Below are 23,450 nucleotides of genomic sequence, written 5' to 3' on the forward strand. Positions count from 1 at the left end.
GCTCCTTTTCGGTTGGCTTCCGAAGGTTTTACTGGTTTTTGCGACACTGTCACGTGCTGCAGCTGCAAAAAAGCTCAGAATTCGCGCAAAATGACAGATTAAGCGATAAAGTGATCACACAAAATATTCTTGTGATCACAAATCAAATAAGACGAAACAGATGTTAGCGCCTGCAGCTCCGAATCCCTGCCACACTTATTTCAGACCGGCCGTTTGCTCGGTCACTTCCCGCAACAGTTTCTTTCGGATGCGGGCCGGATAATCCTCGAACCCGGCCGCCGAAACGACAAACGCTCCCTCACCTACAATGACGTTCTCAAAGAAATAGGCCGTCAAGTCGGGTTCGCTTTCCTCGATGGCGATGGCATTTACCGTGACACCTTTCCCACGCAACACATCGTGAATCTCGGACGGTTCAACCCCTTCGTTGGAAACCCCATCACCCGAGATATCAATCAGGTGCCGTTTGCATTCGGTTACCTCGCTGAAACTGGACATTGTGGTCTCAAGCGCCTCACCGATTGCAGTCGAAAAATTGCGCCAGACTCTAGCATCCGCAGCCACCTGTCTGGCGAAACTATCTATGGCTTCAAAGCTATCCATATGTGTCCAGGGGATCGTCACCTTCTGACGAGAGGCTCCGGTCCATTGGACCAGCATCAACCGCGCATTCCCGCGCACCAGCGCCTCGGAGACGATGGGGTCACGCAATCCAGCGGCCAGGCCGTCCATTTGTATGCGGTATTCGTTCGAATCCACCGATCCCGAGACATCAACGGCCAGAGCCAAAGCAAGATCACACGCCTCGGCGGTCGGGGCCAGAAAGAAACAGGCGACGAAAGAGCGAAGCAGAGACATGGTCGCAGCCTAGCACGAATATTGCAGGCTGCGTTCAAATGAATGTGGGGTCAGACTGGCATCAAAGCCCAGTAGTCGAGGTCCAACAGAACGTTGGGCAGATATCGGCCATCGTCATTTTTCAACTCGAATGGCTCTCCACCCTTCGTGGCGACCAGCCGCAACCGGACCGCCCCAACGCCGGGGATGCCGGTTTCGGCTTTGTCCAGCACCTCAGACCAGGCCTTAATGGTATCGCCTGAGAAGCAAGGGTTGGCATGGGCGCCACCGTTCAACCCGACGATCATCTGCGCATTTGCCAATCCATTGAACGACAGGGTCCGCGCCATCGAGATCACGTGCCCGCCATAGATAAGACGGCCTTCGGGGCGGAAGGTCAGATCGAAATGAACCTTGGCAGTGTTCTGCCAAAGCCGCGTGGCCAGCATATGCTCGGCTTCTTCCACGGTGACGCCGTCCACATGGTCAATCTTTTCACCAATCGCGTAATCGCCCCACCGATGCGCCTCACCGGCCTGAACAAATTCATAGGAGGAAAAGTTCAGCCCTTGTGGCACAACCAGATCCTGAGGCTCCAGCGCCTGTTTCAACTCGGGCACCACCGTGTCCGGGGCGGGCGCGTCAGGGTTCGATTTGCGCACCATCACCCAGCGGACATACTCAATAACCACCTCATCGCGCTGGTTCAGGCCACGGGTTCGCACCCACACCACACCGGTTTTTCCATTCGAGTTCTGCTTGACCCCAATCACTTCGGATTCCGACCGCAGCGTATCGCCGGGATAAACCGGCTTCAACCAACGCCCCTCAGCATAGCCCAGATTGGCCACTGCATTCAGCGATACATCAGGGACAGTCTTGCCAAACACCACGTGAAACGCCGCCAGATCATCGATCGGGCTTTGCGGCAGGCCACACTTCCGGGCGAACTCATCCGAGGAATACAGAGCATGACGCGCCGGATAGAGCGCATGATACAACGCCCGTTCGCCATCGGTCACGGTGCGAGGCACCGCGTGGTGCAGCACTTGCCCTACAGAATAATCCTCGAAGAAACGGCCCGGATTGGTTTTTGCCATTATTGCTGTCCCAGTTTCATTTCAGGGGAATAGTCGGTCGCAACCTCTTTGGTCACGGCCTGCGCACAACGCATCACGTTGTTTGCAGTGTCAAAGGCATAGGACGGGTCGCCATACAGCTCCCACCCTTTTGCCAGCGCGTCCGACACTTTGTGACAGAAGGCTGCGGTGTCTTCCTCGGTCAGCAGACGATAGAGTGTTGCCATGTTGTCAAACCTTTATGAACCAAACGGCGACGGGCCGACCAACCCGTGAATATAGCCGATAATGCCCAGCAGAACGATCGACGCGACAAAGAACATCGCATCCTTGCCGTAAGTGCCCGGCTCGCCCGGTGTCCAGTCCGGCTCGGATTTGTTGATCACGATCACTTCGACCACCGCCCAGGCCAGCAAGCCGCCGAACAGGACGATTGAGGCCAGATCACCATTGACCAGCAAATGCGCAAAGGCCCAGAGCTTCATGCCGCCCAGCATCGGGTGACGCAGCTTGTTCAGCAGACGACCCTTTTGGCCTGCGGGGCTCATCATATAGATAGCGATCAGCACCAGCAGGTTGTTGACGTGGATCAGAAAGGTCGGCGGCGACCAGATTGGGATGAAATCGGTCATGCGATAACCGAAGATCATCAACAGGATTGACGCCAGCAGTGCCAGCGCCACCGCGCCGGCACCGCCTTTGCCCATCGCCGCGCGCTGGTCCGGCATCACGCGTTTGAACAGATGTGCGGCCCACCAGAGCGCCACACCAAGAATCAGAAGAACAAAGCCCATGCTGGCTTACCCCGCTTGCAAAGCTGAAATCGCCTCTGCTTTTGCCAGAATTTCACGGGCGGTTGCAACGTGCAGGTTTTCCACGATCTTGCCATCGACGACCGCGACGCCCTGCCCTTGTGCTTCGGTCTCTTCAAACGCGGTGATCTGGCGGCGTGCCAGATCGATTTCCTCATCCGATGGGGCGAAGGCGTCGTTGGTGACATCGACCTGTGCGGGATGGATCAGGGTCTTGCCGTCAAAGCCCATATCGCGGCCCTGCGCGCATTCGGCCGCCAGGCCTTCGCTGTCCTTGAAGGCGTTATAGACGCCATCTACGATGATCAGCCCCTCGGCCTTGGCGGCTAACAGGCACAGGCCCAGCGACGTCTGCAACGGCAGGCGGTCTCGGCGGAACCGTGTCTGCAATTCCTTGGCCAGATCGTTGGTGCCCATGACGAAGCCCGCCATCTGCGGATGCGCGGCAATTTCGGCGGCGTTCAGCATCCCGCGCGGCGTCTCCATCATGGCCCATATCGGCAGATCACCGGTTATTGCAGCCAATGCATCCACATCTGCGGCAGAATTCACTTTGGGCAGCAGAACCACATCCACGTCCATGTCCCGCACGGCTTGGGCATCGGCCCGGCCCCATTCGGTATCTAGGCCATTGATTCGTACGATCTTGACCCGCGCCCCATAACCGCCAGCAGCCAAGGCAGCCCCGAGCGTTTCACGCGCGTTGTTTTTTTCGTCCGCCGTGACCGCATCTTCGAGGTCAAAAATAACCGCATCAACAGGCAGGTTGCGGGCCTTGTCCAACGCCCGGTCTTTGGAACCGGGAATGTACAATACGGAACGGTAGGGTCGCTGACGGGAGTCCATTGGCTTCGGCCTCTTGAAATAATGTTGCGCAGAATGGGGCATTTTCTGCAGGAAAGTTCAAGCGCAAACTTGCCGCACCGCAGCATTAACGACGCAACGTGCGTTCCTTTAACCGTATTTCGGTCTGCAACGGTCACCGTCTTGGCAGATCGCAATCAAAAGGGTTCACCGATGAGCAAGACGCTGTTCAATATGACAATGGGGCTGGGTATCATGGTTCTGGCCGCCCAGCAGGTGCAGGCTCAAAGCTGCGCCCCCCGCGACGAGGTCATAACTCGACTGGCCGAGACTTATGGCGAAACGCGTAAGAGCATTGGCATCGCCCGACAAGGTGCGGTGATGGAAGTCTTTGCCTCTGATCAAAGCGGAAGCTGGACTATTACGGTGACATTACCGGATGGAATGACCTGCCTTGTGGCTTCGGGCCAGTCCTACGAAGATATGGCCGAAGCACTGCCGCCCAATGTCTAGCTCAGGGCCTCCCAGATCAGTTTTGTTCCGGTCAGCATCAGCAAAACGTAGGCAATACCGAAGAACAAGCGTTCGGATATCATGAAATGCGCGCGCACACCCAGCCATGCACCAAGCACGGCAAATGGAGCCAGCAACAAGTCGGCCAGCGCAGTGTGCCATGTGAACAGACCCAGATAGGCATACGGAATGAATTTAGCGACATTGATGACCCAGAAGACCAGCACAGTGCTCGCCTGAAACTCGGTTTTAGACAGACGCTGCGAGATCAGATAGACGGCGGCGGGTGGGCCGCCCGCATGACTGACAAAGCTGGTGAACCCGGCGACCAACCCCGCAAAAATTCCCGCAAATGGCGGTAGACGATTGGCAAAGCCGCGGATCCAGCCCTTTCTCTGGGCCACATGCCAGATCACGAACCCCACTGAAATTCCTCCGATCAGCAGGCGCAGAAGGTCGTCATTCGTGGCGCGATACAGCCAGGCGCCCACTGCCACACCGGGTACTGCCCCCACGATCAGCAGGCGTGAATCCGGCCAGCTCCAGCGTTTCCAATAGGGGCCCAGCGTAGCGACGTCGATTACCATCAGAATTGGCAACATCAGTGCAAGCGCCTGTCCCGGTGTCAGGATCAGTGCCAGAATCGATGATGCGGCAAACGCCACCCCCGAGCCGAACCCACCCTTCGAGATGCCGGCGAAGATCACAGCAGGGATCGCCACGGCAAAAAACATCAGGTCCATCTCGAACATGCGGTGTCCCGTAAATATGCATGAGTCACAGGCGGTTTAGCGCAATCGGTAGGAGACATGCAAACGGTATGCGGTGGCATGCCGCGCCGCAGAAGGCTTGCGCAGCGCCGGTTTTAGGACTAGCAAAACCGCGATTTCAATACCGACCGGAGATTTTCCAAATGGCCAGACCCAAGATCGCGCTGATCGGCGCAGGTCAGATCGGCGGCACGCTCGCCCACCTCGCAGCAATGAAGGAACTCGGTGACGTCGTGCTGTTCGACATCGCCGAGGGCACTCCGGAAGGCAAGGCGCTGGATATCGCAGAATCCGGCCCTTCCGAAGGGTTCGACGCCAAGCTGAAAGGCACCCAGTCCTACGAGGACATCGCAGGCGCCGACGTTTGCATCGTCACCGCAGGTGTCCCACGCAAGCCAGGCATGAGCCGTGATGACCTGCTGGGCATCAACCTGAAAGTCATGAAGTCGGTCGGTGAAGGCATCGCCGCCAACGCGCCCGATGCTTTTGTCATCTGCATCACCAACCCGCTGGACGCGATGGTCTGGGCTCTACGTGAATTCTCGGGCATGCCGCACAACAAGGTCTGCGGCATGGCGGGCGTTCTGGACTCGGGCCGTTTTGCCCATTTCCTGTCGGAAGAATTCAACGTGTCCATGCGCGACGTCACTGCCTTTGTTCTGGGTGGCCACGGCGACACCATGGTTCCTTCGGTTCGTTATTCTACCGTTGCGGGCATCCCGCTTCCCGATCTGGTCGAGATGGGCTGGACCACACAAGAGAAACTGGACGCAATCGTGCAGCGCACCCGAGACGGCGGGGCTGAAATCGTTGGCCTGCTGAAAACAGGTTCGGCTTTCTATGCGCCTGCCACATCGGCAATCGAAATGGCCGAAGCCTATCTGAAAGACCAGAAACGCGTCCTGCCCTGCGCCGCTTATTGCGACGGAGAGCTGGGTGTCGAAGGCATGTATGTCGGCGTCCCCACCGTGATCGGCGCAGGCGGTATCGAGCGTATCGTCAACATCAAGCTCAACGAAGAAGAGCAGGCCGGTTTCGACAACTCGGTCAACGCCGTGAAGGGTTTGATCGAAGCATGTAAAGGCATCGACAGCTCTCTGGCCTGATCCGCCTAATACCGTTAAACAGTGCCCGGCTCACCTTTGGTGGGCCGGGTCATTTTTTGGAAGATTGCCATGTCGCCCCAGGGATTTGTGATTGCCGCAAGCGGTAAGGATTACATCGAAACAGCGGTGGCAGCGGCTCGGTCGTTAAAGGTCGCCATGCCGGATGTACCGGTCGATCTGTTCACCGACCTCGAAAACATCCCGGGAACAGAAGTGTTTGACCAAATCCACATGCTGGACAAAAGCTGGTTCCGACCCAAGTTCGAAAGCCTTGTGCGGTCCCGGTTCGAAAAGACGGTCTATTTGGATGCCGATGTGCGCTGTCTGGCAGATATGTCGGATATCTTCACCGTCCTGGAGCAGTTTGATATCGCGATGGTCCATGACCCTTTGCGCAACTCGGCCCATGCGCAACGTATTTGGAAAACTCCGCTGCCCAACGCATTTCCCCATCTCAATGGTGGGCTGGTTGGCATTCGCACTTCGGACGCAGTGCTGGATTTCCTGCGAGATGTACAAGAGACTATCATCTCGGAAAACCTGACCTCAGATCAGGCGCTGATCCGCGAAAAGCTGTTTGCCAGCGCGTTGCGACTGGCAGTTCTGCCACCCGAGTACAACTTCCTCGATTATCGTCAGGCCGAGATGTTTGGTTTTCTGCACAGCGCCCCGCGCCTGCTGCATCACTACAAATTTCACAGCCGTCATGACAAGCGGCTGGACAGCGCTAGAACTGTCGCCGGTTTGGTAGGGCCCGATCTCGAACGTCATATCAACAGCCTTATCGAAGCCGACGCACAGCTCACGCCCGGCGCGTCGAAAAAAGTCCGACCACTGGTCGACAAAGGCTTGTTGGGCAAACTGCGCAAACTGGTGATGTCTGTGAAAAAGGGTATCGTCCGCCTCAGACGCGGATAGGTTAGCGCTAGCTTGAAAACGTCATATTCTATTGGGTGAATTTCCCGACGAATCAACGCTCAATACCGACTCAAGTTTTGTGATCACACCCTGAAATGCTGTGATCACAAATAATGAAAATCTTCGTGAAAAACCTACTCAACATCAAAAAAGCCTTTAAACTTACCCCTTAGACACGCCTATATCGGTCAATCGTAGTCAGACGGGACAGTTTCGATGAATATTCACGAATATCAGGCCAAAGCGCTTCTTCGCAGCTATGGCGCCCCGGTTTCCGACGGTCGCGCGGTCCTGCGCGCCGAGGAAGCTAAAACCGCAGCCGGTGAGTTGGACGGACCTCTTTGGGTCGTCAAAGCGCAGATCCACGCGGGCGGCCGCGGCAAGGGGTCTTTCAAGGAATCCGATGCCGGTGAAAAGGGCGGTGTCCGTCTGACCAAGTCGGTTGAAGAGGCCGCCGAGGAAGCCAAAAAGATGCTAGGCCGCACACTGGTCACGCATCAGACCGGTCCCGCAGGCAAACAGGTCAACCGCATCTATATCGAAGCAGGGTCCGGCATCGAAACGGAATTGTACCTGGCCCTGTTGGTAGACCGCCAGACCAGCCGCATCTCATTCGTCTGCTCGACCGAAGGCGGCATGGATATCGAAGAGGTGGCCGCAGCCACGCCTGAGAAAATCTTGTCCTTCTCGGTTGACCCAGCCACCGGATATCAGGCCTATCACGGCCGCCGCATCGCATTCTCACTGGGTCTGCAGGGCGCACAGGTCAAACAATGCGTCAAACTGATGAGCCAGCTCTATGCCGCCTTCGTCGAGAAGGACATGGAAATGCTGGAGATCAACCCGCTGATCGTCTCCGACAGCGGCGACCTCAAGGTGCTGGACGCCAAGGTTAGTTTTGACGGCAACGCGATGTATCGCCACCCGGATATTTCAGAACTGCGCGACACGACCGAGGAAGACCCAAAGGAACTGGAAGCCAGCAAATACGACCTGAACTACATCGCGCTGGATGGTGAGATCGGCTGCATGGTCAACGGCGCCGGTCTGGCGATGGCGACGATGGACATCATCAAGCTCTATGGGGCCGAACCTGCCAACTTCCTCGACGTGGGCGGCGGTGCCACCAAAGAGAAAGTGACCGAAGCGTTCAAGATCATCACCAGCGATCCGCAGGTCAAAGGCATTCTGGTCAACATCTTCGGCGGCATCATGCGCTGTGATGTGATTGCCGAGGGCGTTGTTGCCGCGGTGAAAGAGGTCGGTCTGCAGGTTCCGCTGGTCGTGCGTCTGGAAGGCACGAACGTTGAGAAGGGCAAAGAGATCATCAACACCTCTGGCCTGGACGTAATCGCGGCGGACAACCTGAAAGACGGTGCCGAGAAGATCGTTAAGGCGGTTAAGGGGTAACTTGCGTGCCGTTTGTGATCAAATCGCACCCTAAACAAATTTCGTCGACGCGCACGCCGTCTGTCGAATTTGTCGAGTGGTCATACGAGAATGCCCAACCTGCTTTGGGTGATGATGCGATTTGGTTTACAGCGGAAACCAGCGGCGGCTTCGGTCTCTACGCTCTTGGTAGAATTACCAGCGGCGCAGCGGATGCTGGCAAGAACAACAAAGGTAATTCTTTAGTTTCTTTCGCCGCTGAGTTCTATGAATTCGAGCCGAGATACCCCCTTGGAAAAGCCGACTTTAAAAAGTTAGAGCGGATTGGCGTCGGCTCGCCAATCCAAAACCTAAACCGATGCTTGTGCATAAATTCACACGTAAAGGTTGCTGAAATAGACGACGAGACTTTTCAGTTTCTCGTTTCTCGCTTTTAAGGAGACTCCTCAAAATGGCAGTCCTCATCGACGAAAATACCAAAGTGATCTGTCAGGGCTTTACCGGCTCGCAGGGCACATTCCACTCTGAACAGGCCATCGCCTATGGCACCAAGATGGTCGGCGGTGTGACCCCCGGCAAAGGCGGGATGACCCACCTTGACCTGCCCGTGTTCAACTCGGTCCACGAGGCCAAGCATGTGACAGAGGCCAATGCCAGCGTGATCTATGTGCCGCCGCCCTTCGCGGCGGACTCGATCCTCGAAGCGATTGATGCCGAGATGGAAGTGATCGTCTGCATCACCGAAGGCATCCCGGTTCTGGACATGATGAAGGTCAAGCGCGCTCTGGAAGGCTCAAGCTCGCGCCTGATCGGGCCGAACTGCCCCGGTGTGATCACGCCCGACGCCTGCAAGATCGGCATCATGCCCGGCCACATTCACAAACGCGGGAGCGTGGGTGTCGTTTCCCGCTCGGGTACGCTTACTTATGAAGCTGTGAAACAGACAACAGACGTAGGCCTGGGCCAGTCCACCTGTGTGGGCATCGGCGGCGACCCGATCAAAGGGACCGAGCATATCGACGTGCTGGAATGGTTCCTGGCCGATGACGAAACCGAATCGATCATCATGATCGGTGAGATCGGTGGCTCGGCCGAGGAAGAAGCCGCGCAGTTCCTGGCGGATGAGGCCAAGAAGGGCCGCAAGAAGCCCACGGCGGGTTTCATCGCAGGCCGCACGGCCCCTCCGGGCCGCCGCATGGGCCACGCGGGCGCGATTGTCGCCGGCGGCAAAGGCGGAGCCGAGGACAAAATCGAAGCCATGCGCGCCGCCGGTATCGTCGTGGCCGAAAGCCCGGCGCAGCTGGGTGAGGCTGTGCTGGAAGCGATTGGGTAAGTGATTGCTCTCCGGGCATACGCTCTGAGGGCTACGCCCGAAAAGAGGGTGGGCGAAAAACGCCCGCCCTTCTCGCCTTTGGCGTATTTTTGGTCTCTGCTTTTAGCAGTAACTTTAGCATTCTCTGCATCAGAGCAAGCCGAAGCAAAAGTTTGTAGCGTTCTTATCGGCTGGACAAGCGAGGGACAATTCATCCGGGACGAGGCTTGCGAGACTCACTACGTCGCCAAAGAAAGAGGGTTTTCCGAACTCAAATTGTCCGGAAGCCAGAAGTACCAGTTTCGCTTTCGAGCAAGTAAAGACTCCACCAAGGATGTGATCGTGAAACGCGTTGGTTATGTTTGCGGATTGGTTGGCAGCGACAGCGCTGTTTTCACTGCCAATCGAGGTACGCGGAACGCTCTTATCGTATCTTTTTCCTGTAATGGAATAGTTGGGTGATTGACCAGATATGACCTTCTCCGACGCCATCCGCACCTGCTTCGCCAAGTTCTTCACCTTCTCGGGTCGCGCCTCGCGGTCTGAATATTGGTTCTTTTTCCTGTTCATCATGATCTGGAGCATCATCGCCGGGATTATCGACGCGCAGTTCTTCACGCAAGTCGCTGTGACTGAAACCGAGACGTCCAGATCCGTGTCCGTCACGTCTTCGCAGCCTGTGCAGGGTATTGTTGGTCTAATCGTGTTCTTCCCGCATCTGGCCGTCGCATGGCGGCGGATGCATGATACCGGGCGCAGCGGGCTGTATGCGCTGCTGCCAATCCTGCTGTTCTTTGGCGCCGGGGCCGTACTGGTTTTTGGCATCGGCCTCGCCTCGCATTTCCAACATGGTGGCAATCTGGACATCCTGTTCACCCGCGCCACTTTGCTGATCGTCATTCCGACATTTATCGTTCTGTTTGTGTCGCCCCTCCTGGTCCTATGGTGGCTGACCCGCCCCAGCCAGCCAGGCACCAACCAATACGGTCCCAATCCTTCAGAGGTCCCTCAATGAACCTGCTGAGCGTAAACTCTCTACAAGCGGCCCCTGTAGCCAGAGGGGCCATCTGACATGGTTTTGGTTTGCCATGAGCATAAGTTTGTCTACCTCAAGACGACAAAGACAGCGGGAACCTCTACCGAGATAGCGCTTCAGCCTTTATGCGAAGAACCCGGTCTTCCGCGGCTTGAAAATGGGCAAATCCGCGTATCGAAATACGGTATTGTCGGTGCTCGTGGGAAAACTGCAAGTTTGGTCCGGCCGAAATGGCAGTTCTGGCGCAAATACGCATGGCGCAACCATATGCCTGCGAAACAGGTTCGAGCCAATCTTGGTGCAAAGACCTTTGATTCCTATACAAAGATCGCCAACGTACGAAATCCTTTCGATCGTGCTGTATCCGACTACCACTTTCGGAAGCATCAGCAAGGATTGCCCTCGGAAGACCCGCAGACCGAAATTGCTCAGTTCAAAGAGTTCATCCGGTCAAAGGCCTGGGGCAATAACTGGGACATAGTCTCGATCAACAACAAGCTGATCGTGGACAAGTTCGTCCGCAAGGAAAACCTGCAGTCAGATCTGAAAGAGATTTATCGCTCCTTTGGGCTGCCGGAAGACAGCTTTGAATTGCCGCACGAAAAGTCGATGGCCGAACGACGAAAAGGCATTCCGGTGCCCGATTATTTCGACGCAGATACGATAGATATCGTTCGACGAAGAATGACCTGGGTATTCGAGGCCGGAAACTACCCCGAAGATCCGCAAAACTAAATCCTACCAAATCCGAAATCGCATTTGAGGTCCTACAATGACCGAACATTCGCCCAACTCTGCCTTCCACGCCTCAAGCTTTATGCAGGGGCATAACGCCGAATATCTGGAGCAGCTCTACGCCCAGTATTCCAAGAACCCCGGCGCGGTGGATGCCGCCTGGGCCGAGTTCTTCAAGGCCATGGGCGACGCCTCGCCTGATGTCCAGCGCGAGGCCGAGGGGCCTTCGTGGGCGCGGTCCGACTGGCCGCCGATGCCGACGGATGATCTGACCGGTGCGTTGACTGGCGAATGGGCCGAGATCGACGCCAAGGCGGCGGGTAAGAAGATCAAGGAAAAAGCCGCCGACAAAGGTGTTGCCGTCAGCGAAGACCAGATTAAGCGCGCTGTTCTGGACAGTCTGCGGGCGCTGATGCTGATCCGGGCCTATCGTATTCGGGGTCATCTGGCCGCCGATCTGGACCCGTTGGGCATGCGGGCTGCCAGCACGCATCCGGAATTGGACCCCAAGACTTATGGGTTTACCGATGCCGATATGGATCGCCCGATCTTTATCGACAACGTGCTGGGCCTGCAGATGGCCAGCATGCGCCAGATCGTCGAGATCGTGAAACGCACCTATTGCGGCACCTTCGCGCTGCAATACATGCATATTTCGAACCCGGAAGAGGCCGCCTGGCTGAAAGAACGGATCGAAGGCTATGGCAAGGAAATCGCGTTCACCAAAGAGGGCCGCAAGGCCATCCTGAACAAGATGGTCGAGGCCGAAGGGTTCGAAAAGTTCCTGCACGTGAAATACATGGGCACCAAGCGCTTTGGTCTGGACGGCGGCGAAGCACTGATCCCCGCGATGGAACAGATCATCAAACGCGGCGGGGCCCTAGGCCTGAGCGATATTGTCATCGGCATGCCACACCGCGGACGTCTGAACATTCTAGCGAATGTAATGGCCAAGCCATACCGCGCCATCTTTAACGAATTCCAAGGGGGCAGCTTCAAGCCTGAGGACGTGGATGGCTCGGGCGATGTAAAATACCACCTGGGCGCCTCAAGCGACCGCGAATTTGACGGCAACAGCGTACACCTGTCGTTGACCGCTAACCCAAGCCACCTTGAGGCGGTGAACCCTGTTGTTCTGGGCAAGGTCCGCGCCAAGCAGGATCAGTTGAACGACACCGACCGGACCAGAGTCATGGCCATTCTACTGCATGGCGATGCGGCCTTTGCCGGTCAGGGTGTCGTTGCCGAAGGATTCGGCCTGTCCGGCCTGCGCGGTCACAGGACCGGCGGCACCATGCATATCGTGGTGAACAACCAGATCGGCTTTACAACCGCACCGCATTTCTCGCGCTCCAGCCCTTATCCCACGGATATCGCACTGATGGTTGAAGCCCCGATCTTCCACGTGAATGGCGACGACCCCGAGGCAGTGGTACACGCAGCCAAGGTTGCGACCGAGTTTCGCCAGAAGTTCCACAAGGACGTGGTTCTGGATATATTCTGCTATCGCCGGTTCGGGCATAACGAGGGCGACGAGCCCATGTTCACCAATCCGATCATGTACAAGAAGATCAAGACCCATAAGACCACGCTGTCACTATACACGGAACGGCTGGTCAAGGACGGGTTGATCCCCGAAGGCGAGATCGAAGATATGAAAGCCGCCTTCCAGGCCCATCTAAATGATGAGTTCGAAGCCGGCAAAGACTATAAGCCCAACAAGGCCGACTGGCTGGACGGGCGTTGGGCGCATCTGGATAAGAACAAAGACGAATATGTTCGCGGCGATACTGCGATTGCACCAGAAACCCTGGCCGAGGTTGGTGCATCGCTAACCCGGGCCCCCGAAGGATTTGCGCTCCATAAAACTGTCGGCCGCCTGCTGGATCACAAAAAGCAAATGTTCGAAAGCGGCAAAGGCTTTGACTGGGCCACGGGTGAGGCACTGGCCTTTGGATCATTGCTGACCGAAGGCTATCCAGTTCGCCTGTCGGGACAGGACGCGACGCGCGGTACGTTCAGCCAGCGTCATTCCGGCTTTATCAATCAGGAAACTGAAGAGCGGTACTATCCACTGAACAACATCCGGGCTGGTCAATCACAATATGAGGTGATCGACTCGATGCTGTCGGAATACGCGGTTCTGGGCTTTGAATACGGCTTTTCCCTGGCTGAACCCAACGCTCTGACCCTGTGGGAGGCGCAGTTCGGCGATTTCGCCAACGGTGCGCAGATCATGTTCGATCAGTTCATCAGCTCGGGCGAAAGCAAATGGCTGCGCATGTCCGGTCTGGTGACCCTGCTGCCGCACGGGTTCGAAGGGCAAGGGCCTGAACACTCTTCCTCGCGTCTGGAACGCTTTCTGCAGATGTGTGGTCAGGACAACTGGATCGTGGCCAACTGCACGACGCCTGCGAACTACTTCCACATCCTGCGCCGTCAGTTGCACAGAACCTTCCGCAAGCCTCTGATCCTGGTGACACCGAAATCGCTGCTGCGCCACAAGCTGGCGATCAGCACGGCCGAGGATTTCACCACCGGCTCCAGCTTCCACCGGGTGCTGTGGGACGACGCGCAAAAGGGTAACTCGGACACAACCCTGGTCAAGGATGACAAAATCAAGCGGGTCGTGATGTGTTCCGGCAAGGTCTATTTCGACCTGCTGGAAGAGCGTGACGCGCGCGGCATCGACGATGTCTATCTGATGCGGATCGAACAGTACTATCCGTTCCCCGCGCATTCGCTGATCAATGAACTGGAACGGTTCAAGGGAGCCGAAATCATCTGGTGTCAGGAAGAGCCCAAGAACCAGGGTGCATGGTCTTTTATCGAACCCAATATCGAATGGGTCCTGACCCGGATCGGCGCCAAACATACCCGCCCGGTCTATGTCGGCCGCGCCACCTCGGCCTCACCTGCGACAGGTCTGGCCAGCCAACATAAAGCCCAACAAGAAGCGCTGGTGAACGAAGCGCTGAGCATTGAAGGAAAGTAATGATGTCCATTGAAGTTCGTGTTCCCACGCTGGGCGAATCCGTTACCGAAGCCACCGTCGCCACCTGGTTCAAGAAACCCGGTGATGCAGTCGCGGTCGATGAAATGCTGTGCGAGCTTGAAACCGACAAGGTCACGGTCGAGGTCCCCTCGCCCGCCGCTGGCGTGATGGGTGAGGTTGTCGCCGCCGAAGGCGAAACCGTTGGTGTTGATGCCCTGCTGGCGACAATCGTCGCCGGAGAAGGTGCCGCCCCGGCCCCAGCCGCCGCACCTGCGCCTGCCGCAGCACCGGCAGCCTCGGGCGGCAGCGTTGATGTGATGGTGCCCACGCTGGGCGAATCCGTGACCGAAGCGACGGTCTCGACCTGGTTCAAACAGGTCGGTGACAGCGTCGCACAGGACGAGATGCTGTGTGAGCTGGAAACCGACAAGGTCTCGGTCGAGGTTCCCGCCCCTGCGGCGGGTGTTCTGGCAGAAATCGTTGCCCCTGAAGGCGCAACCGTAGATGCCGCAGCCAAGCTGGCGGTGATCTCGGGTTCAGCAGCAGGGGCAGTAGCCGCTCCGGCAGCGGTTGCACCTGCAAGCGGAAGTGATTCCGTTGGCGGCAAAGATGTGGCCAATGCACCCTCGGCCGAAAAAGCCATGGCCCAGGCTGGCCTGTCCGCCGATCAGGTCACGGGAACTGGACGCGACGGACGTATCATGAAGGAAGATGTGGCCAAGGCAGTCGCGGCCCCAGCGCCCGCTGTCGCGGCACCCGCACCTGCGACCCAGGCACCACGCGCACCCGTTGCTGCACAGGATGCCAGCCGCGAGGAACGTGTGCGCATGACACGCCTGCGCCAGACCATCGCCAAACGCCTGAAAGACAGCCAGAACACCGCCGCCATGCTGACCACCTATAACGAGGTGGACATGACCGAGGTGATGGCCCTGCGCAACCAGTACAAAGACCAGTTCGAGAAGAAGCACGGCGTCCGTCTGGGCTTTATGTCCTTCTTCACCAAGGCCTGCTGTCATGCACTGAAAGAAGTGCCCGAAGTGAATGCCGAGATTGATGGCACCGACATTGTCTATAAGAACTTTGTGCATATGGGTGTCGCCGCAGGCACGCCGACCGGTCTTGTTGTTCCGGTCATCCGTGATGCGGATTCGATGTCATTTGCCGCGATCGAAAAGGCCATCGCCGAAAAGGGCAGGCGCGCCCGTGACGGCAAGCTGAGCATGGAAGAGATGCAGGGCGGCACCTTCACCATCTCGAACGGCGGCGTCTATGGCTCGCTGATGTCCTCGCCGATCCTGAACCCGCCGCAGTCGGGTATTCTTGGTATGCACAAGATTCAGGACCGTCCGATGGCCATCAACGGTGAGGTCAAGATCCGCCCGATGATGTATCTGGCTCTGTCCTATGACCACCGGATCGTGGACGGCAAAGGTGCTGTTACCTTCCTAGTGCGCGTGAAAGAGGCGCTGGAAGACCCACGTCGTCTGCTGATGGATCTATGACCATGGCAACTCATGTACTCTGGCAGGCTGACGTTGCCGATTTCGATGTCTGGCTGAAAGTGTTTCGCGAAGACAAGCCAATGCGAGAGGCCGCGGGTATCCGCGACCTCCACATCTGGAAAGACCCCGATCAACGTGATCATGCGGTTGCAATGTTTGAGGTGGTTGATCTTGAAAAGGCCCTGAGTTTCTTTGATTCCGAGGAATTGGCCATGCATCACGAACGCGGCGGGATCGCGCATATTCAGGTGAAGCTTCTGACGCCAGTTTAAACCGATTTATCGCATCCGTTCCTAGTGCGAGGAAACAAGCTGAATGACCACGGAATTGACCGTCTTGTCGCTGGCAGCCCTTCTTTGGGTCGCTCAATTTGTCGCCTATTTGATCTCTGGCCACGGCAAGGTCGATGTGCTGCACGCGTTGGGGCCACGTGATACCCCGTTTGACAAACCTGCTGCAATGGGACGATTGCACCGGGCGCTTAGCAACCATTCCGAAGGGTTGGTTTTATTCGCTATCGCATCTTTGGTCATTACGACCTCGGGGCAATCCAGCGCTTTTACTGCCGCCTGTAGCTGGGTCTACCTGATCGCACGCGCTTCCTATGTTCCGGCCTATGCATTTGGCTGGACACCGTGGCGTACGGTGATCTGGATGATCGGGCTGCTGGCGACCACTGCAATGCTGTTGGCAGCTGTGTTTTGATTCGAGCTGCCGCATAGATTATTCAATGGGGGTGCATTGCGCAGACAAGCGCATCCGACCCCACCAAATACAAGGACCGGACAAATGGCAAACTATGACGTCATCGTAATCGGAGCAGGCCCCGGCGGCTATGTCTGCGCCATCCGCTGCGCGCAGCTGGGGTTGAAAACCGCCGTGGTCGAAGGGCGTGAGACGCTGGGCGGCACTTGCCTCAACGTGGGCTGCATTCCGTCCAAGGCGCTGTTGCATGCCAGCCATCAGCTGCACGAGGCCGAGCATAACTTTGCCAAGATGGGCCTCAAGGGCAAAAGCCCGTCGGTCGATTGGAAGCAGATGCAGGCCTATAAGGACGAAGTCATTGACGGCAACACCAAGGGCATCGAGTTTCTGTTCAAGAAGAACAAGATCGACTGGCTGAAAGGCTGGGGCTCGATCCCTGCTGCCGGTCAGGTCAAGGTCGGTGATGAGGTTCACGAGGCCAAGAACATCATCATCGCGTCCGGGTCCGAGCCTTCCGCGCTGCCTGGTGTCGAAGTGGATGAAAAGGTCGTCGTGACCTCAACCGGCGCGCTGGCCCTGGGCAAGATTCCGAAAAAGATGGTCGTCATCGGCGCAGGTGTGATCGGGCTTGAACTGGGCTCGGTCTACAGCCGTCTGGGTTCCGAAGTCACGGTGATCGAATTCCTCAAGGAAATCACCCCGGGCATGGACCCTGAGGTTCAGAAAACCTTCCAGCGCATCCTCAAGAAACAGGGCCTGAACTTTGTCATGGGTGCTGCGGTGCAAAAGACCGAAGCCACCAAGACCAAGGCCAAGGTGACTTATAAGCTGCTGAAGGATGACAGCGAGCATGTGATTGACGCCGATACCGTCCTTGTCGCTACTGGGCGCAAACCGTTCTCGGATGGTTTGGGGCTGGACGCTTTGGGTGTTGAAATGACACCCCGCGGTCAGATCAAGGTAGGCGCCGATTGGCAGACTAACGTGCCGGGCGTCTATGCCATCGGCGACGTGACTGAAGGCCCGATGCTGGCGCATAAGGCCGAAGACGAGGGCATGGCCGCCGCCGAACAGGTTGCGGGCAAGCATGGGCATGTGAACTATGGCGTCATTCCGGGCGTGATCTACACCTGGCCCGAGGTCGCCAATGTCGGCGAGACCGAGGCGACGCTCAAGGAACAGGGCCGTGCCTATAAGGTCGGAAAGTTCATGTTCATGGGCAATGGCCGCGCCAAGGCGAACTTTGCCTCGGATGGTTTCGTCAAGATTCTGGCAGACAAGGAAACCGACCGCATTCTGGGCGCGCATATCATTGGCCCGGCTGCGGGTGATTTGATTCACGAGGTCTGCGTGGCGATGGAATTCGGCGCCTCGGCCGAAGATCTGGCGCTGACCTGTCACGCGCATCCGACATATTCCGAAGCGGTGCGTGAGGCGGCCCTGGCCTGCGGTGACGGGCCAATTCACAGCTAACAAAAGGACCCCGGTGACTAGGTCGCCGGGGTCAACCATGCATCCAGATAGACCCTCAACCGGTCGGTAAAACCGGTCGAGGCGTGCAAGGCGCAGAACTTCAGGGACATGGCCTGAATGGCAAAGGCCTGAACACCTTCGGCCAACAGCTCGGTCGGAATGTCCTGTCGGACATCCGCAGCGTCAAGCCACATCATCACCACACGAAAGTAGCGCTCAAAGCAATATGCGATCGGTCCGATATCGGCGATAGCCGTCGCCCCCGAATATCTTATCAACAAGTCAAAGACATACCGTTCGGATGTCATGAAGCTGTGAACCGGCTGCAGGGCGGTCATGATATCATTCACCGATTTGGGCGCGGTCCCAGCCTCGGCCTGATCGAGGCAGGCATTCAGCCGATCTGCGATCAGAAGCTCCATCAAGGCATCCTTGTCGCGAAAATGCGCGAAGAACGTCCCTTTGGCGACGCCAGCGCTCTGGACGACCTCTTCTACCCTCAGCGCTTCGTATCCGCTGTTTTCAATGAGCGCCTCGGCAGCCGCCAAAAGCCGGGCCCGAGTTTTGAGAGTTCGTTTCTGGGGTGGTTTTTGCATATGGTTAGTTCGCATGTTTTTTGACCATGGTCAAATTTTTATTGACCGCGGTCACTTTCTGATTCTATAAGTGACCACGGTCATTTTCAGGAGAGCCCCATGCAACCGAAGAAAATACTTGTCCTCGACGGACACCCCGCCGATAGTAGCCTGTCGCGGACCTTTGCCGAAACTTATGCCGACGCCGCCCGAGGCAAGGGACATGACGTGCGTCTGGTCCATCTGAGTGAGATGCAATTCGACTTTGATTTTGGTCAGGGCAACTATCACGATTTCAAACCGCTAGAACCGGTTCTTGAGCAGGTATTGCAAGATTTCGAATGGAGCGAGCACCTGGTCTTGACCACGCCAATGTGGTGGGGCGGATTGCCCGCAAAGCTCAAAGGTCTGATCGACCGGATGTTCATCCCCGGACGCACCTTTGACACGCGAAACACCACCAAGATTGGATTGCCCGCCCCAATGCTGAGCGGACGCACCGCGCGCGTCATTCTGACATCAGATACGCCGGGTTGGTTCATGCGCCTGATCTATCGCCAAGCCCTGATCCGCCAGGTACGCGATCAGATATTGGGATTTGTTGGCTTCAAGCCGACCCGGTTCACCTATTTTGCCGGGGCAAGTTATCCCAAACCGGGTCACGTGGACCGCTGGGTCAGCAAGATCGCCAAGATCGGAGCCGCCGCGGCTTGAGGGCGTTTGCGTCACTATGCCCAGCCGAAACCACCGCCAAGGCGTTGCCGGGCACAGGCGATCAGCGGATCACGTCAGGCCGGCAACCACCGCAGATGCTCGCTATTTGACCGAATGGCGACTGGCGGCATCTGCATCGGGCGCTTGGTAAGACGATGGCCGCCGTTTCTTGTTCAGAATACGCCACGCATCTCTGAACGGCAGGAAATAGAGCTTCATGCAGGTGTCCATCTCGTGACCCTTGTCCTTCTCGGTCACGCCGAATTTCACGTTTCTGTTATCCTCGGGCATGATGTAGGTGCCGAACAACACATCCCAGAACGGAAACATGAAGGCGAAGTTTTTGTCCAGATGGTCCGGGTGGCAACTGTGATGCACGTGGTGATGCGCAGGCGAGGGAAAAACTTTCGACCACACACCCGGCCAACGCAACCAGATATGGGAATGTCGCAGATTATAACCTCCGACATTGAACAAGAACATCAGCACCGGCACGCCCAGCAATGCCGGCATGTTCGGCTGGTACCCTAACAGTCGAAACGCAAACCCGGTTACTGCGCCGGCACCAAACCCAATCGCAACATTGTAGAGGATATTGTCTATCGGATGTTCGCGAAAATTCGACAACGGGTGCATCACCTCGGCGCTGTGATGAACTTTGTGAAATTGCCACAACAGCGGGACCTTGTGCTGCAGGTAATGGGCTGCGTAGCCGATGAAATCCATAATCAGGAATAGAATGAGCATGTAGGTGAAGGTAGCCAAAGCCCCCAACCAGCCAACCAAGGGCTCTGCCCGGGGTGAGTTATTGGGGTCAAGCCCACCGCTTGCCCATTGATAGGACAAGGCAGCTGATCCGGCGAGCAGACCCAATATCAGGAAATGCCCGATCAGTTTGTGGAAAAAGAAATAGCGGATATCGAGCCATGCCGAAGGGTGGTCCCAGACCTTGCGGGGAAACAGAAACCCGAGAAAGCTACTCTCTCCGTCTACATGTGACGCGTTTCTGCGCTTCACGGCATAGATGGCGAAGGCAATCAGCAGAGAACTGCCGACATAGACATAGAAAATCCGGTTCGTGGGATCCAAAGGAGACGTAAATACATAGCGGGCGTGGTTCAGGAAAGAATCCCAAACTGAACTAAGCTGCTCCATTGACGGCTCCTGTAACCTGTATTTGCCTCACGGTTCTCTACTTACCTACCCGTGTGACGATTCTTTGACCAAACCTTGATAAGTAAACAGGCTACCACATCGTTTTTGCGGCGCGTTGCCCCCAGGCCTCATCATATTGCGTGCCACCTTCCTCGCCGTCTGACGCTTCGGCCAGGATTTCACCCATTGTCGGCAATATGGCGGCTTCGTCCCCGCTGCTCCAAGTCCGCGCACGCAGCAGCGCACGGGCGCACTGTGTGTAGACCTCGGTAATGTCGATGACGATCACGGTGGCCGGAAGCCTGCCTTGTTTTTCGAACCGGGTTCGAAGGTCTTGGTCCGCTGTCAGTCGGGCCGACCCGTTGACGCGCACAACATTGTTCGACCCTGGGACCATGAACATCAAGGACACACGCGGATCGCGCACGATATTGCGCAAGCTGTCCAGCCGGTTGTTTCCGCGCCAGTCGGGCATCGCCAATGTCTTTGGATCCAGTTCCAGAACCACCGAACCATCATCGCCACGTGGGCTGCCATCGACCCCTTCGGGCCCAACCGTACTGAGTACGCATAGCCGCGAAGCCATGACCCATTGCCGGTACAGAGGCGTCAACCGGTGCGCTACTTTACGCAATGATGGGGCGCCCGGTGCGCCGTAATGTCCCTCGAGCGTTTCGATATCGTCAATGAACTGCATCAGGATCAAACCCCACTTCTGTCATCAAAGCGTTCGAGCGCGTCTCGATCACATCTTCCAATCGGTCCAGAAAGCGCGCACGTTCGACGCCGGGTTCTATCGGATCAAGGAAGTCGACGATCGCAAGGCCGGGTTTGCGCATCACGCCGCTTCGGGGCCAGAACACTCCGGCATTTGTTGCAACAGGTACGCAAGGGATTCCCAAGCCTTCGTACAGGACGGCAGTTCCAACCTTATACGGTTTGTGAACGCCTGGCGCGACACGGGTGCCCTGCGGATAGATCACCAACTGGCCAGGTTCTGTAAATTCCTTTGCCACATCCTGGACCATCTTGGCCACAGCAGCGCCCTTCTTGCCGCGATTGACCGGGATGCACCCCAGGCGGCTGGCGTAAAGCCCAATGACTGGCGTCCACAGTAATTCGCGCTTCATAATGAACTTGCCATGAGGAATCGCGCTAAAGATCATGATGATATCGAGGAAAGACTGGTGTTTGGCCCCGATGACCACCTCGTCCACTGGCACAGTCCCGCGAACTTCGCATCGAATACCAACCATCCAACGCGCCAGCCACATGGTTGTGCGCGCATAGGTCTTGCATGCATGTAACGCTCCGCGCTTTGCAAACATGGCGTAAGGAGCAAACACGAGGCCAAGGACCAGCATCCACATGTAGATCACGATCATGAAGACCAGTGAGCGGACCCATTGAATTGGAGTGGCCATTACGAAAGCTCCTTCAATTTGCGGTTTGCCGCAGTCCATGTGGCTAGAAAGGCCACCGCAGCACCCAGTACCGGGATGAGGGCTGGCAACAGCCACCCTGCCCCCTGAAAGCCCAGGCCGGTCAGAAAGCCGCCCTCGTCCGACGATGCCTCGGGCAGCAACAACACACCTGTCATTCCGAACAGCACACCAACCATCGCGCCAAAAAATGCGCGGTAGGTGAAGCGGCGAACAAACGCATTGGCAATAAATCGATCCCGGGCCCCGACAAGACGCAGCACCTCGATAATCTGCGCGTTGGCTGCCAGCGACGCATTGGCCGCCAATGTGATCATGGCGGCGGTCGCTCCGCCAATCAGAAGGATTGAGACCCAGCCAAGCCTCCGGAGCGAGCGGGCCGCATCAACCAAAGGTTCGCGCCAGCGCGAGTGGTCGTCCAGAACGGCTCCGGGCACCTCGGCTCCAAGACGCAGGCGCAATCCTGCTGCATCCAGACCTGGCTCACCTTCTACAATTTCGATCAACTGCGGCACGGGCAGCGTGTCCAGTGGCAAATCCGGGCCAAACCAGGGCGACAACAGCGCAATCTGCTCCTCGATGGTCAACGCCCGGGCAGAGGCGACACCGGGTGTTTGCGACAACACCGTCAGCGCGGTTTCAGTCTGGGCGGCCATCTGGTCGGCCGGGGCATTGATCCGCACCGTGGCAGCGCCGGCAAGTTCGCTTGCCCAGCGGTCTGCCACTCGCCCCGACGCCAATGACAGAGCCAGCGCGAACACCGCAAGAAAGCCCATCGCACCGGACACGAACAGTGTGAGATGTGCAGTATAGCCAGTGGGCGGAACAACTCGGTCGGCACGACCATCACGTTTCAACAGGTTGTGGAAAGTTTCCACGTTCATAGATCCGCCCCCGCCAGTTGAATTTGGCGCTGCGAAATGCGCAAAACACGCGCCTGCACCTGGCTTTTCGCCGCACGGATCAGGCTAAGATCATGGGTCGCAATCAAGACTGTCTTGCCCATCTTGTTCAATTCGACCAGCAGGCGCAAAAGGCGCTGAGACATTTCCCAATCCACATTGCCCGTCGGCTCATCGGCCAGCACGACATCCGGCGACAGCATCACCGCACGGGCCAGCGCCGCACGCTGGCGTTCACCGCCTGACAGCTCTGGTGGCAGCGCGTCAAGACGCGCACCCAGCCCGACCCAGTTTAACAGATCTGACAGATCTGTTTGCTCGGCAATTTCCGCCTTACCGGATACCATCAACGGCAAAGCGACATTCTCGGCCAAAGTCATGTGATCCAGAAACCGGCAATCCTGATGCACCACACCTATCCGGCGGCGCATCAGGGCCATCTGATCGCGGTCAAGGCGGGCGATATCCTGATCGAACACGCTCAGCCTTCCCGATGTGGGCAGCAATGCGCCATAGCAGAGCTTTAACAGGGTTGTTTTGCCAGCACCGGACGGCCCGGTCAGGAAATGAAACGACCCCGGTTGAAGCTTAAGCGATACGTCGCTCAGCAATTCACCTCCACCATAGGTGTAGCTGACATGGTCCAGCTCGATCACGGGGGCCCCCAATTTTT

The 23,450-nt window shown here is 57.1% G+C and carries 26 protein-coding genes; 14 read left to right on the top strand and 12 right to left on the bottom strand.

Annotation, left to right across the window (positions count from 1 at the left end; translation table 11 throughout):
- Positions 1 to 195 precede the first annotated feature (195 nt).
- The 5 genes from AC2FJ5_RS06140 to AC2FJ5_RS06160 are packed head-to-tail and all read right to left on the bottom strand — an operon-like array spanning position 196 to position 3,574.
- A complete protein-coding gene (locus tag AC2FJ5_RS06140) occupies positions 196 to 858 on the bottom strand; it encodes a DUF1194 domain-containing protein (RefSeq protein WP_496750014.1) in 663 nt (220 codons plus the stop codon).
- Positions 859 to 908: 50 nt separating this feature from the next.
- Positions 909 to 1,937 carry a MaoC family dehydratase gene (locus AC2FJ5_RS06145; protein WP_496792800.1) on the bottom strand — a complete coding sequence of 343 codons (1,029 nt, stop codon included), beginning with the start codon at positions 1,935 to 1,937 and terminating at the stop codon, positions 909 to 911.
- The gene (locus tag AC2FJ5_RS06150; protein ID WP_142635490.1) at positions 1,937 to 2,143 is read right to left on the bottom strand and encodes a DUF1737 domain-containing protein; all 207 of its coding nucleotides are present in this window, start codon (positions 2,141 to 2,143) and stop codon (positions 1,937 to 1,939) included. The genes AC2FJ5_RS06145 and AC2FJ5_RS06150 overlap by 1 nt, the downstream gene beginning before the upstream one ends.
- Before the next feature lie 12 nt (positions 2,144 to 2,155).
- Complete coding sequence (locus AC2FJ5_RS06155) at positions 2,156 to 2,710, bottom strand: NnrU family protein (RefSeq protein WP_496688977.1); 555 nt, start codon at positions 2,708 to 2,710, stop codon at positions 2,156 to 2,158.
- 6 nt (positions 2,711 to 2,716) lie between these two features.
- A complete protein-coding gene (locus tag AC2FJ5_RS06160) occupies positions 2,717 to 3,574 on the bottom strand; it encodes an HpcH/HpaI aldolase/citrate lyase family protein (RefSeq protein ID WP_496789409.1) in 858 nt (285 codons plus the stop codon).
- Between the two features lie 171 nt (positions 3,575 to 3,745).
- Here AC2FJ5_RS06160 and AC2FJ5_RS06165 point away from each other — a divergent pair, with 171 nt between their 5' ends.
- Complete coding sequence (locus tag AC2FJ5_RS06165) at positions 3,746 to 4,045, top strand: hypothetical protein (protein WP_271948426.1); 300 nt, start codon at positions 3,746 to 3,748, stop codon at positions 4,043 to 4,045.
- Here the strand turns inward: AC2FJ5_RS06165 and AC2FJ5_RS06170 are convergent.
- Positions 4,042 to 4,797 (bottom strand): sulfite exporter TauE/SafE family protein, encoded by a 756-nt coding sequence (locus AC2FJ5_RS06170; protein WP_496700902.1) that lies wholly within the window; start codon positions 4,795 to 4,797, stop codon positions 4,042 to 4,044. The genes AC2FJ5_RS06165 and AC2FJ5_RS06170 overlap by 4 nt on opposite strands.
- A 161-nt stretch (positions 4,798 to 4,958) precedes the next feature.
- Here AC2FJ5_RS06170 and mdh point away from each other — a divergent pair, with 161 nt between their 5' ends.
- The 12 genes from mdh (at position 4,959) to lpdA (ending at position 17,989) form a co-directional block, all read left to right on the top strand.
- Positions 4,959 to 5,921, top strand: a complete 963-nt coding sequence (mdh, locus tag AC2FJ5_RS06175; protein ID WP_142635480.1) for a malate dehydrogenase — start codon at positions 4,959 to 4,961, stop codon at positions 5,919 to 5,921.
- Between the two features lie 69 nt (positions 5,922 to 5,990).
- Positions 5,991 to 6,839 (top strand): putative nucleotide-diphospho-sugar transferase, encoded by an 849-nt coding sequence (locus tag AC2FJ5_RS06180; RefSeq protein WP_496691796.1) that lies wholly within the window; start codon positions 5,991 to 5,993, stop codon positions 6,837 to 6,839.
- Between the two features lie 216 nt (positions 6,840 to 7,055).
- Entirely contained in the window at positions 7,056 to 8,249 is a 1,194-nt protein-coding gene (gene sucC, locus AC2FJ5_RS06185) for an ADP-forming succinate--CoA ligase subunit beta (protein WP_496696438.1), read from the top strand.
- A 5-nt stretch (positions 8,250 to 8,254) separates the two neighbouring features.
- A complete protein-coding gene (locus AC2FJ5_RS06190) occupies positions 8,255 to 8,665 on the top strand; it encodes a hypothetical protein (protein WP_496792801.1) in 411 nt (136 codons plus the stop codon).
- A 14-nt stretch (positions 8,666 to 8,679) separates the two neighbouring features.
- Positions 8,680 to 9,561, top strand: a complete 882-nt coding sequence (gene sucD, locus AC2FJ5_RS06195) for a succinate--CoA ligase subunit alpha (protein WP_496691799.1) — start codon at positions 8,680 to 8,682, stop codon at positions 9,559 to 9,561.
- 451 nt (positions 9,562 to 10,012) lie between these two features.
- Positions 10,013 to 10,555 (top strand): DUF805 domain-containing protein, encoded by a 543-nt coding sequence (locus AC2FJ5_RS06200; RefSeq protein ID WP_142635955.1) that lies wholly within the window; start codon positions 10,013 to 10,015, stop codon positions 10,553 to 10,555.
- Between the two features lie 57 nt (positions 10,556 to 10,612).
- A complete protein-coding gene (locus tag AC2FJ5_RS06205; protein ID WP_496792802.1) occupies positions 10,613 to 11,311 on the top strand; it encodes a sulfotransferase family 2 domain-containing protein in 699 nt (232 codons plus the stop codon).
- 37 nt (positions 11,312 to 11,348) lie between these two features.
- The gene (locus AC2FJ5_RS06210; protein ID WP_496700908.1) at positions 11,349 to 14,306 is read left to right on the top strand and encodes a 2-oxoglutarate dehydrogenase E1 component; all 2,958 of its coding nucleotides are present in this window, start codon (positions 11,349 to 11,351) and stop codon (positions 14,304 to 14,306) included.
- A 2-nt stretch (positions 14,307 to 14,308) separates the two neighbouring features.
- Complete coding sequence (gene odhB, locus AC2FJ5_RS06215) at positions 14,309 to 15,811, top strand: 2-oxoglutarate dehydrogenase complex dihydrolipoyllysine-residue succinyltransferase (RefSeq protein ID WP_496696446.1); 1,503 nt, start codon at positions 14,309 to 14,311, stop codon at positions 15,809 to 15,811.
- Positions 15,812 to 15,813: 2 nt separating this feature from the next.
- Positions 15,814 to 16,083, top strand: a complete 270-nt coding sequence (locus tag AC2FJ5_RS06220; protein WP_142635953.1) for a hypothetical protein — start codon at positions 15,814 to 15,816, stop codon at positions 16,081 to 16,083.
- Positions 16,084 to 16,126: 43 nt separating this feature from the next.
- Entirely contained in the window at positions 16,127 to 16,516 is a 390-nt protein-coding gene (locus AC2FJ5_RS06225; protein WP_496691803.1) for an MAPEG family protein, read from the top strand.
- An 84-nt stretch (positions 16,517 to 16,600) separates the two neighbouring features.
- Complete coding sequence (gene lpdA, locus AC2FJ5_RS06230) at positions 16,601 to 17,989, top strand: dihydrolipoyl dehydrogenase (RefSeq protein ID WP_496691804.1); 1,389 nt, start codon at positions 16,601 to 16,603, stop codon at positions 17,987 to 17,989.
- Positions 17,990 to 18,006: 17 nt separating this feature from the next.
- Here lpdA and AC2FJ5_RS06235 read toward each other — a convergent pair whose 3' ends face one another.
- Positions 18,007 to 18,585, bottom strand: coding sequence for a TetR/AcrR family transcriptional regulator (locus AC2FJ5_RS06235; RefSeq protein WP_142635458.1), 579 nt, complete (start codon positions 18,583 to 18,585; stop codon positions 18,007 to 18,009).
- 99 nt (positions 18,586 to 18,684) lie between these two features.
- On the opposite strand from AC2FJ5_RS06235, the gene AC2FJ5_RS06240 reads away from it, so the two are divergent.
- Entirely contained in the window at positions 18,685 to 19,278 is a 594-nt protein-coding gene (locus tag AC2FJ5_RS06240) for an NAD(P)H-dependent oxidoreductase (protein WP_142635456.1), read from the top strand.
- A gap of 102 nt (positions 19,279 to 19,380) precedes the next feature.
- Here the strand turns inward: AC2FJ5_RS06240 and AC2FJ5_RS06245 are convergent, their stop codons facing one another.
- From AC2FJ5_RS06245 to AC2FJ5_RS06265, 5 genes are all read right to left on the bottom strand, one after another.
- The gene (locus tag AC2FJ5_RS06245; RefSeq protein ID WP_496792804.1) at positions 19,381 to 20,433 is read right to left on the bottom strand and encodes a sterol desaturase family protein; all 1,053 of its coding nucleotides are present in this window, start codon (positions 20,431 to 20,433) and stop codon (positions 19,381 to 19,383) included.
- Between the two features lie 91 nt (positions 20,434 to 20,524).
- The gene (locus AC2FJ5_RS06250) at positions 20,525 to 21,130 is read right to left on the bottom strand and encodes a pyridoxamine 5'-phosphate oxidase family protein (RefSeq protein WP_496792805.1); all 606 of its coding nucleotides are present in this window, start codon (positions 21,128 to 21,130) and stop codon (positions 20,525 to 20,527) included.
- On the bottom strand, positions 21,117 to 21,857 hold the full coding sequence (locus tag AC2FJ5_RS06255) for a lysophospholipid acyltransferase family protein (RefSeq protein ID WP_496700918.1): 741 nt from the start codon (positions 21,855 to 21,857) through the stop codon (positions 21,117 to 21,119). The genes AC2FJ5_RS06250 and AC2FJ5_RS06255 overlap by 14 nt, the downstream gene beginning before the upstream one ends.
- Positions 21,857 to 22,759 (bottom strand): cell division protein FtsX, encoded by a 903-nt coding sequence (locus tag AC2FJ5_RS06260; protein WP_496792806.1) that lies wholly within the window; start codon positions 22,757 to 22,759, stop codon positions 21,857 to 21,859. The genes AC2FJ5_RS06255 and AC2FJ5_RS06260 overlap by 1 nt, the downstream gene beginning before the upstream one ends.
- Entirely contained in the window at positions 22,756 to 23,433 is a 678-nt protein-coding gene (locus AC2FJ5_RS06265; protein WP_496696455.1) for a cell division ATP-binding protein FtsE, read from the bottom strand. The genes AC2FJ5_RS06260 and AC2FJ5_RS06265 overlap by 4 nt, the downstream gene beginning before the upstream one ends.
- Positions 23,434 to 23,450 lie beyond the last annotated feature (17 nt).

Source organism: Ruegeria sp. CDSA221 (assembly GCF_059611825.1).

Coding starts and splice junctions, on each gene's coding strand:
- AC2FJ5_RS06140 (WP_496750014.1), bottom strand. CDS start 858: ATGTCTCTGCTTCGCTCTTTCGTCGCCTGTTTCTTTCTGGCCCCGACC.
- AC2FJ5_RS06145 (WP_496792800.1), bottom strand. CDS start 1,937: ATGGCAAAAACCAATCCGGGCCGTTTCTTCGAGGATTATTCTGTAGGG.
- AC2FJ5_RS06150 (WP_142635490.1), bottom strand. CDS start 2,143: ATGGCAACACTCTATCGTCTGCTGACCGAGGAAGACACCGCAGCCTTC.
- AC2FJ5_RS06155 (WP_496688977.1), bottom strand. CDS start 2,710: ATGGGCTTTGTTCTTCTGATTCTTGGTGTGGCGCTCTGGTGGGCCGCA.
- AC2FJ5_RS06160 (WP_496789409.1), bottom strand. CDS start 3,574: ATGGACTCCCGTCAGCGACCCTACCGTTCCGTATTGTACATTCCCGGT.
- AC2FJ5_RS06165 (WP_271948426.1), top strand. CDS start 3,746: ATGAGCAAGACGCTGTTCAATATGACAATGGGGCTGGGTATCATGGTT.
- AC2FJ5_RS06170 (WP_496700902.1), bottom strand. CDS start 4,797: ATGTTCGAGATGGACCTGATGTTTTTTGCCGTGGCGATCCCTGCTGTG.
- mdh (WP_142635480.1), top strand. CDS start 4,959: ATGGCCAGACCCAAGATCGCGCTGATCGGCGCAGGTCAGATCGGCGGC.
- AC2FJ5_RS06180 (WP_496691796.1), top strand. CDS start 5,991: ATGTCGCCCCAGGGATTTGTGATTGCCGCAAGCGGTAAGGATTACATC.
- sucC (WP_496696438.1), top strand. CDS start 7,056: ATGAATATTCACGAATATCAGGCCAAAGCGCTTCTTCGCAGCTATGGC.
- sucD (WP_496691799.1), top strand. CDS start 8,680: ATGGCAGTCCTCATCGACGAAAATACCAAAGTGATCTGTCAGGGCTTT.
- AC2FJ5_RS06200 (WP_142635955.1), top strand. CDS start 10,013: ATGACCTTCTCCGACGCCATCCGCACCTGCTTCGCCAAGTTCTTCACC.
- AC2FJ5_RS06205 (WP_496792802.1), top strand. CDS start 10,613: ATGGTTTTGGTTTGCCATGAGCATAAGTTTGTCTACCTCAAGACGACA.
- AC2FJ5_RS06210 (WP_496700908.1), top strand. CDS start 11,349: ATGACCGAACATTCGCCCAACTCTGCCTTCCACGCCTCAAGCTTTATG.
- odhB (WP_496696446.1), top strand. CDS start 14,309: ATGTCCATTGAAGTTCGTGTTCCCACGCTGGGCGAATCCGTTACCGAA.
- AC2FJ5_RS06220 (WP_142635953.1), top strand. CDS start 15,814: ATGGCAACTCATGTACTCTGGCAGGCTGACGTTGCCGATTTCGATGTC.
- AC2FJ5_RS06225 (WP_496691803.1), top strand. CDS start 16,127: ATGACCACGGAATTGACCGTCTTGTCGCTGGCAGCCCTTCTTTGGGTC.
- lpdA (WP_496691804.1), top strand. CDS start 16,601: ATGGCAAACTATGACGTCATCGTAATCGGAGCAGGCCCCGGCGGCTAT.
- AC2FJ5_RS06235 (WP_142635458.1), bottom strand. CDS start 18,585: ATGCAAAAACCACCCCAGAAACGAACTCTCAAAACTCGGGCCCGGCTT.
- AC2FJ5_RS06240 (WP_142635456.1), top strand. CDS start 18,685: ATGCAACCGAAGAAAATACTTGTCCTCGACGGACACCCCGCCGATAGT.
- AC2FJ5_RS06245 (WP_496792804.1), bottom strand. CDS start 20,433: ATGGAGCAGCTTAGTTCAGTTTGGGATTCTTTCCTGAACCACGCCCGC.
- AC2FJ5_RS06250 (WP_496792805.1), bottom strand. CDS start 21,130: ATGCAGTTCATTGACGATATCGAAACGCTCGAGGGACATTACGGCGCA.
- AC2FJ5_RS06255 (WP_496700918.1), bottom strand. CDS start 21,857: ATGGCCACTCCAATTCAATGGGTCCGCTCACTGGTCTTCATGATCGTG.
- AC2FJ5_RS06260 (WP_496792806.1), bottom strand. CDS start 22,759: ATGAACGTGGAAACTTTCCACAACCTGTTGAAACGTGATGGTCGTGCC.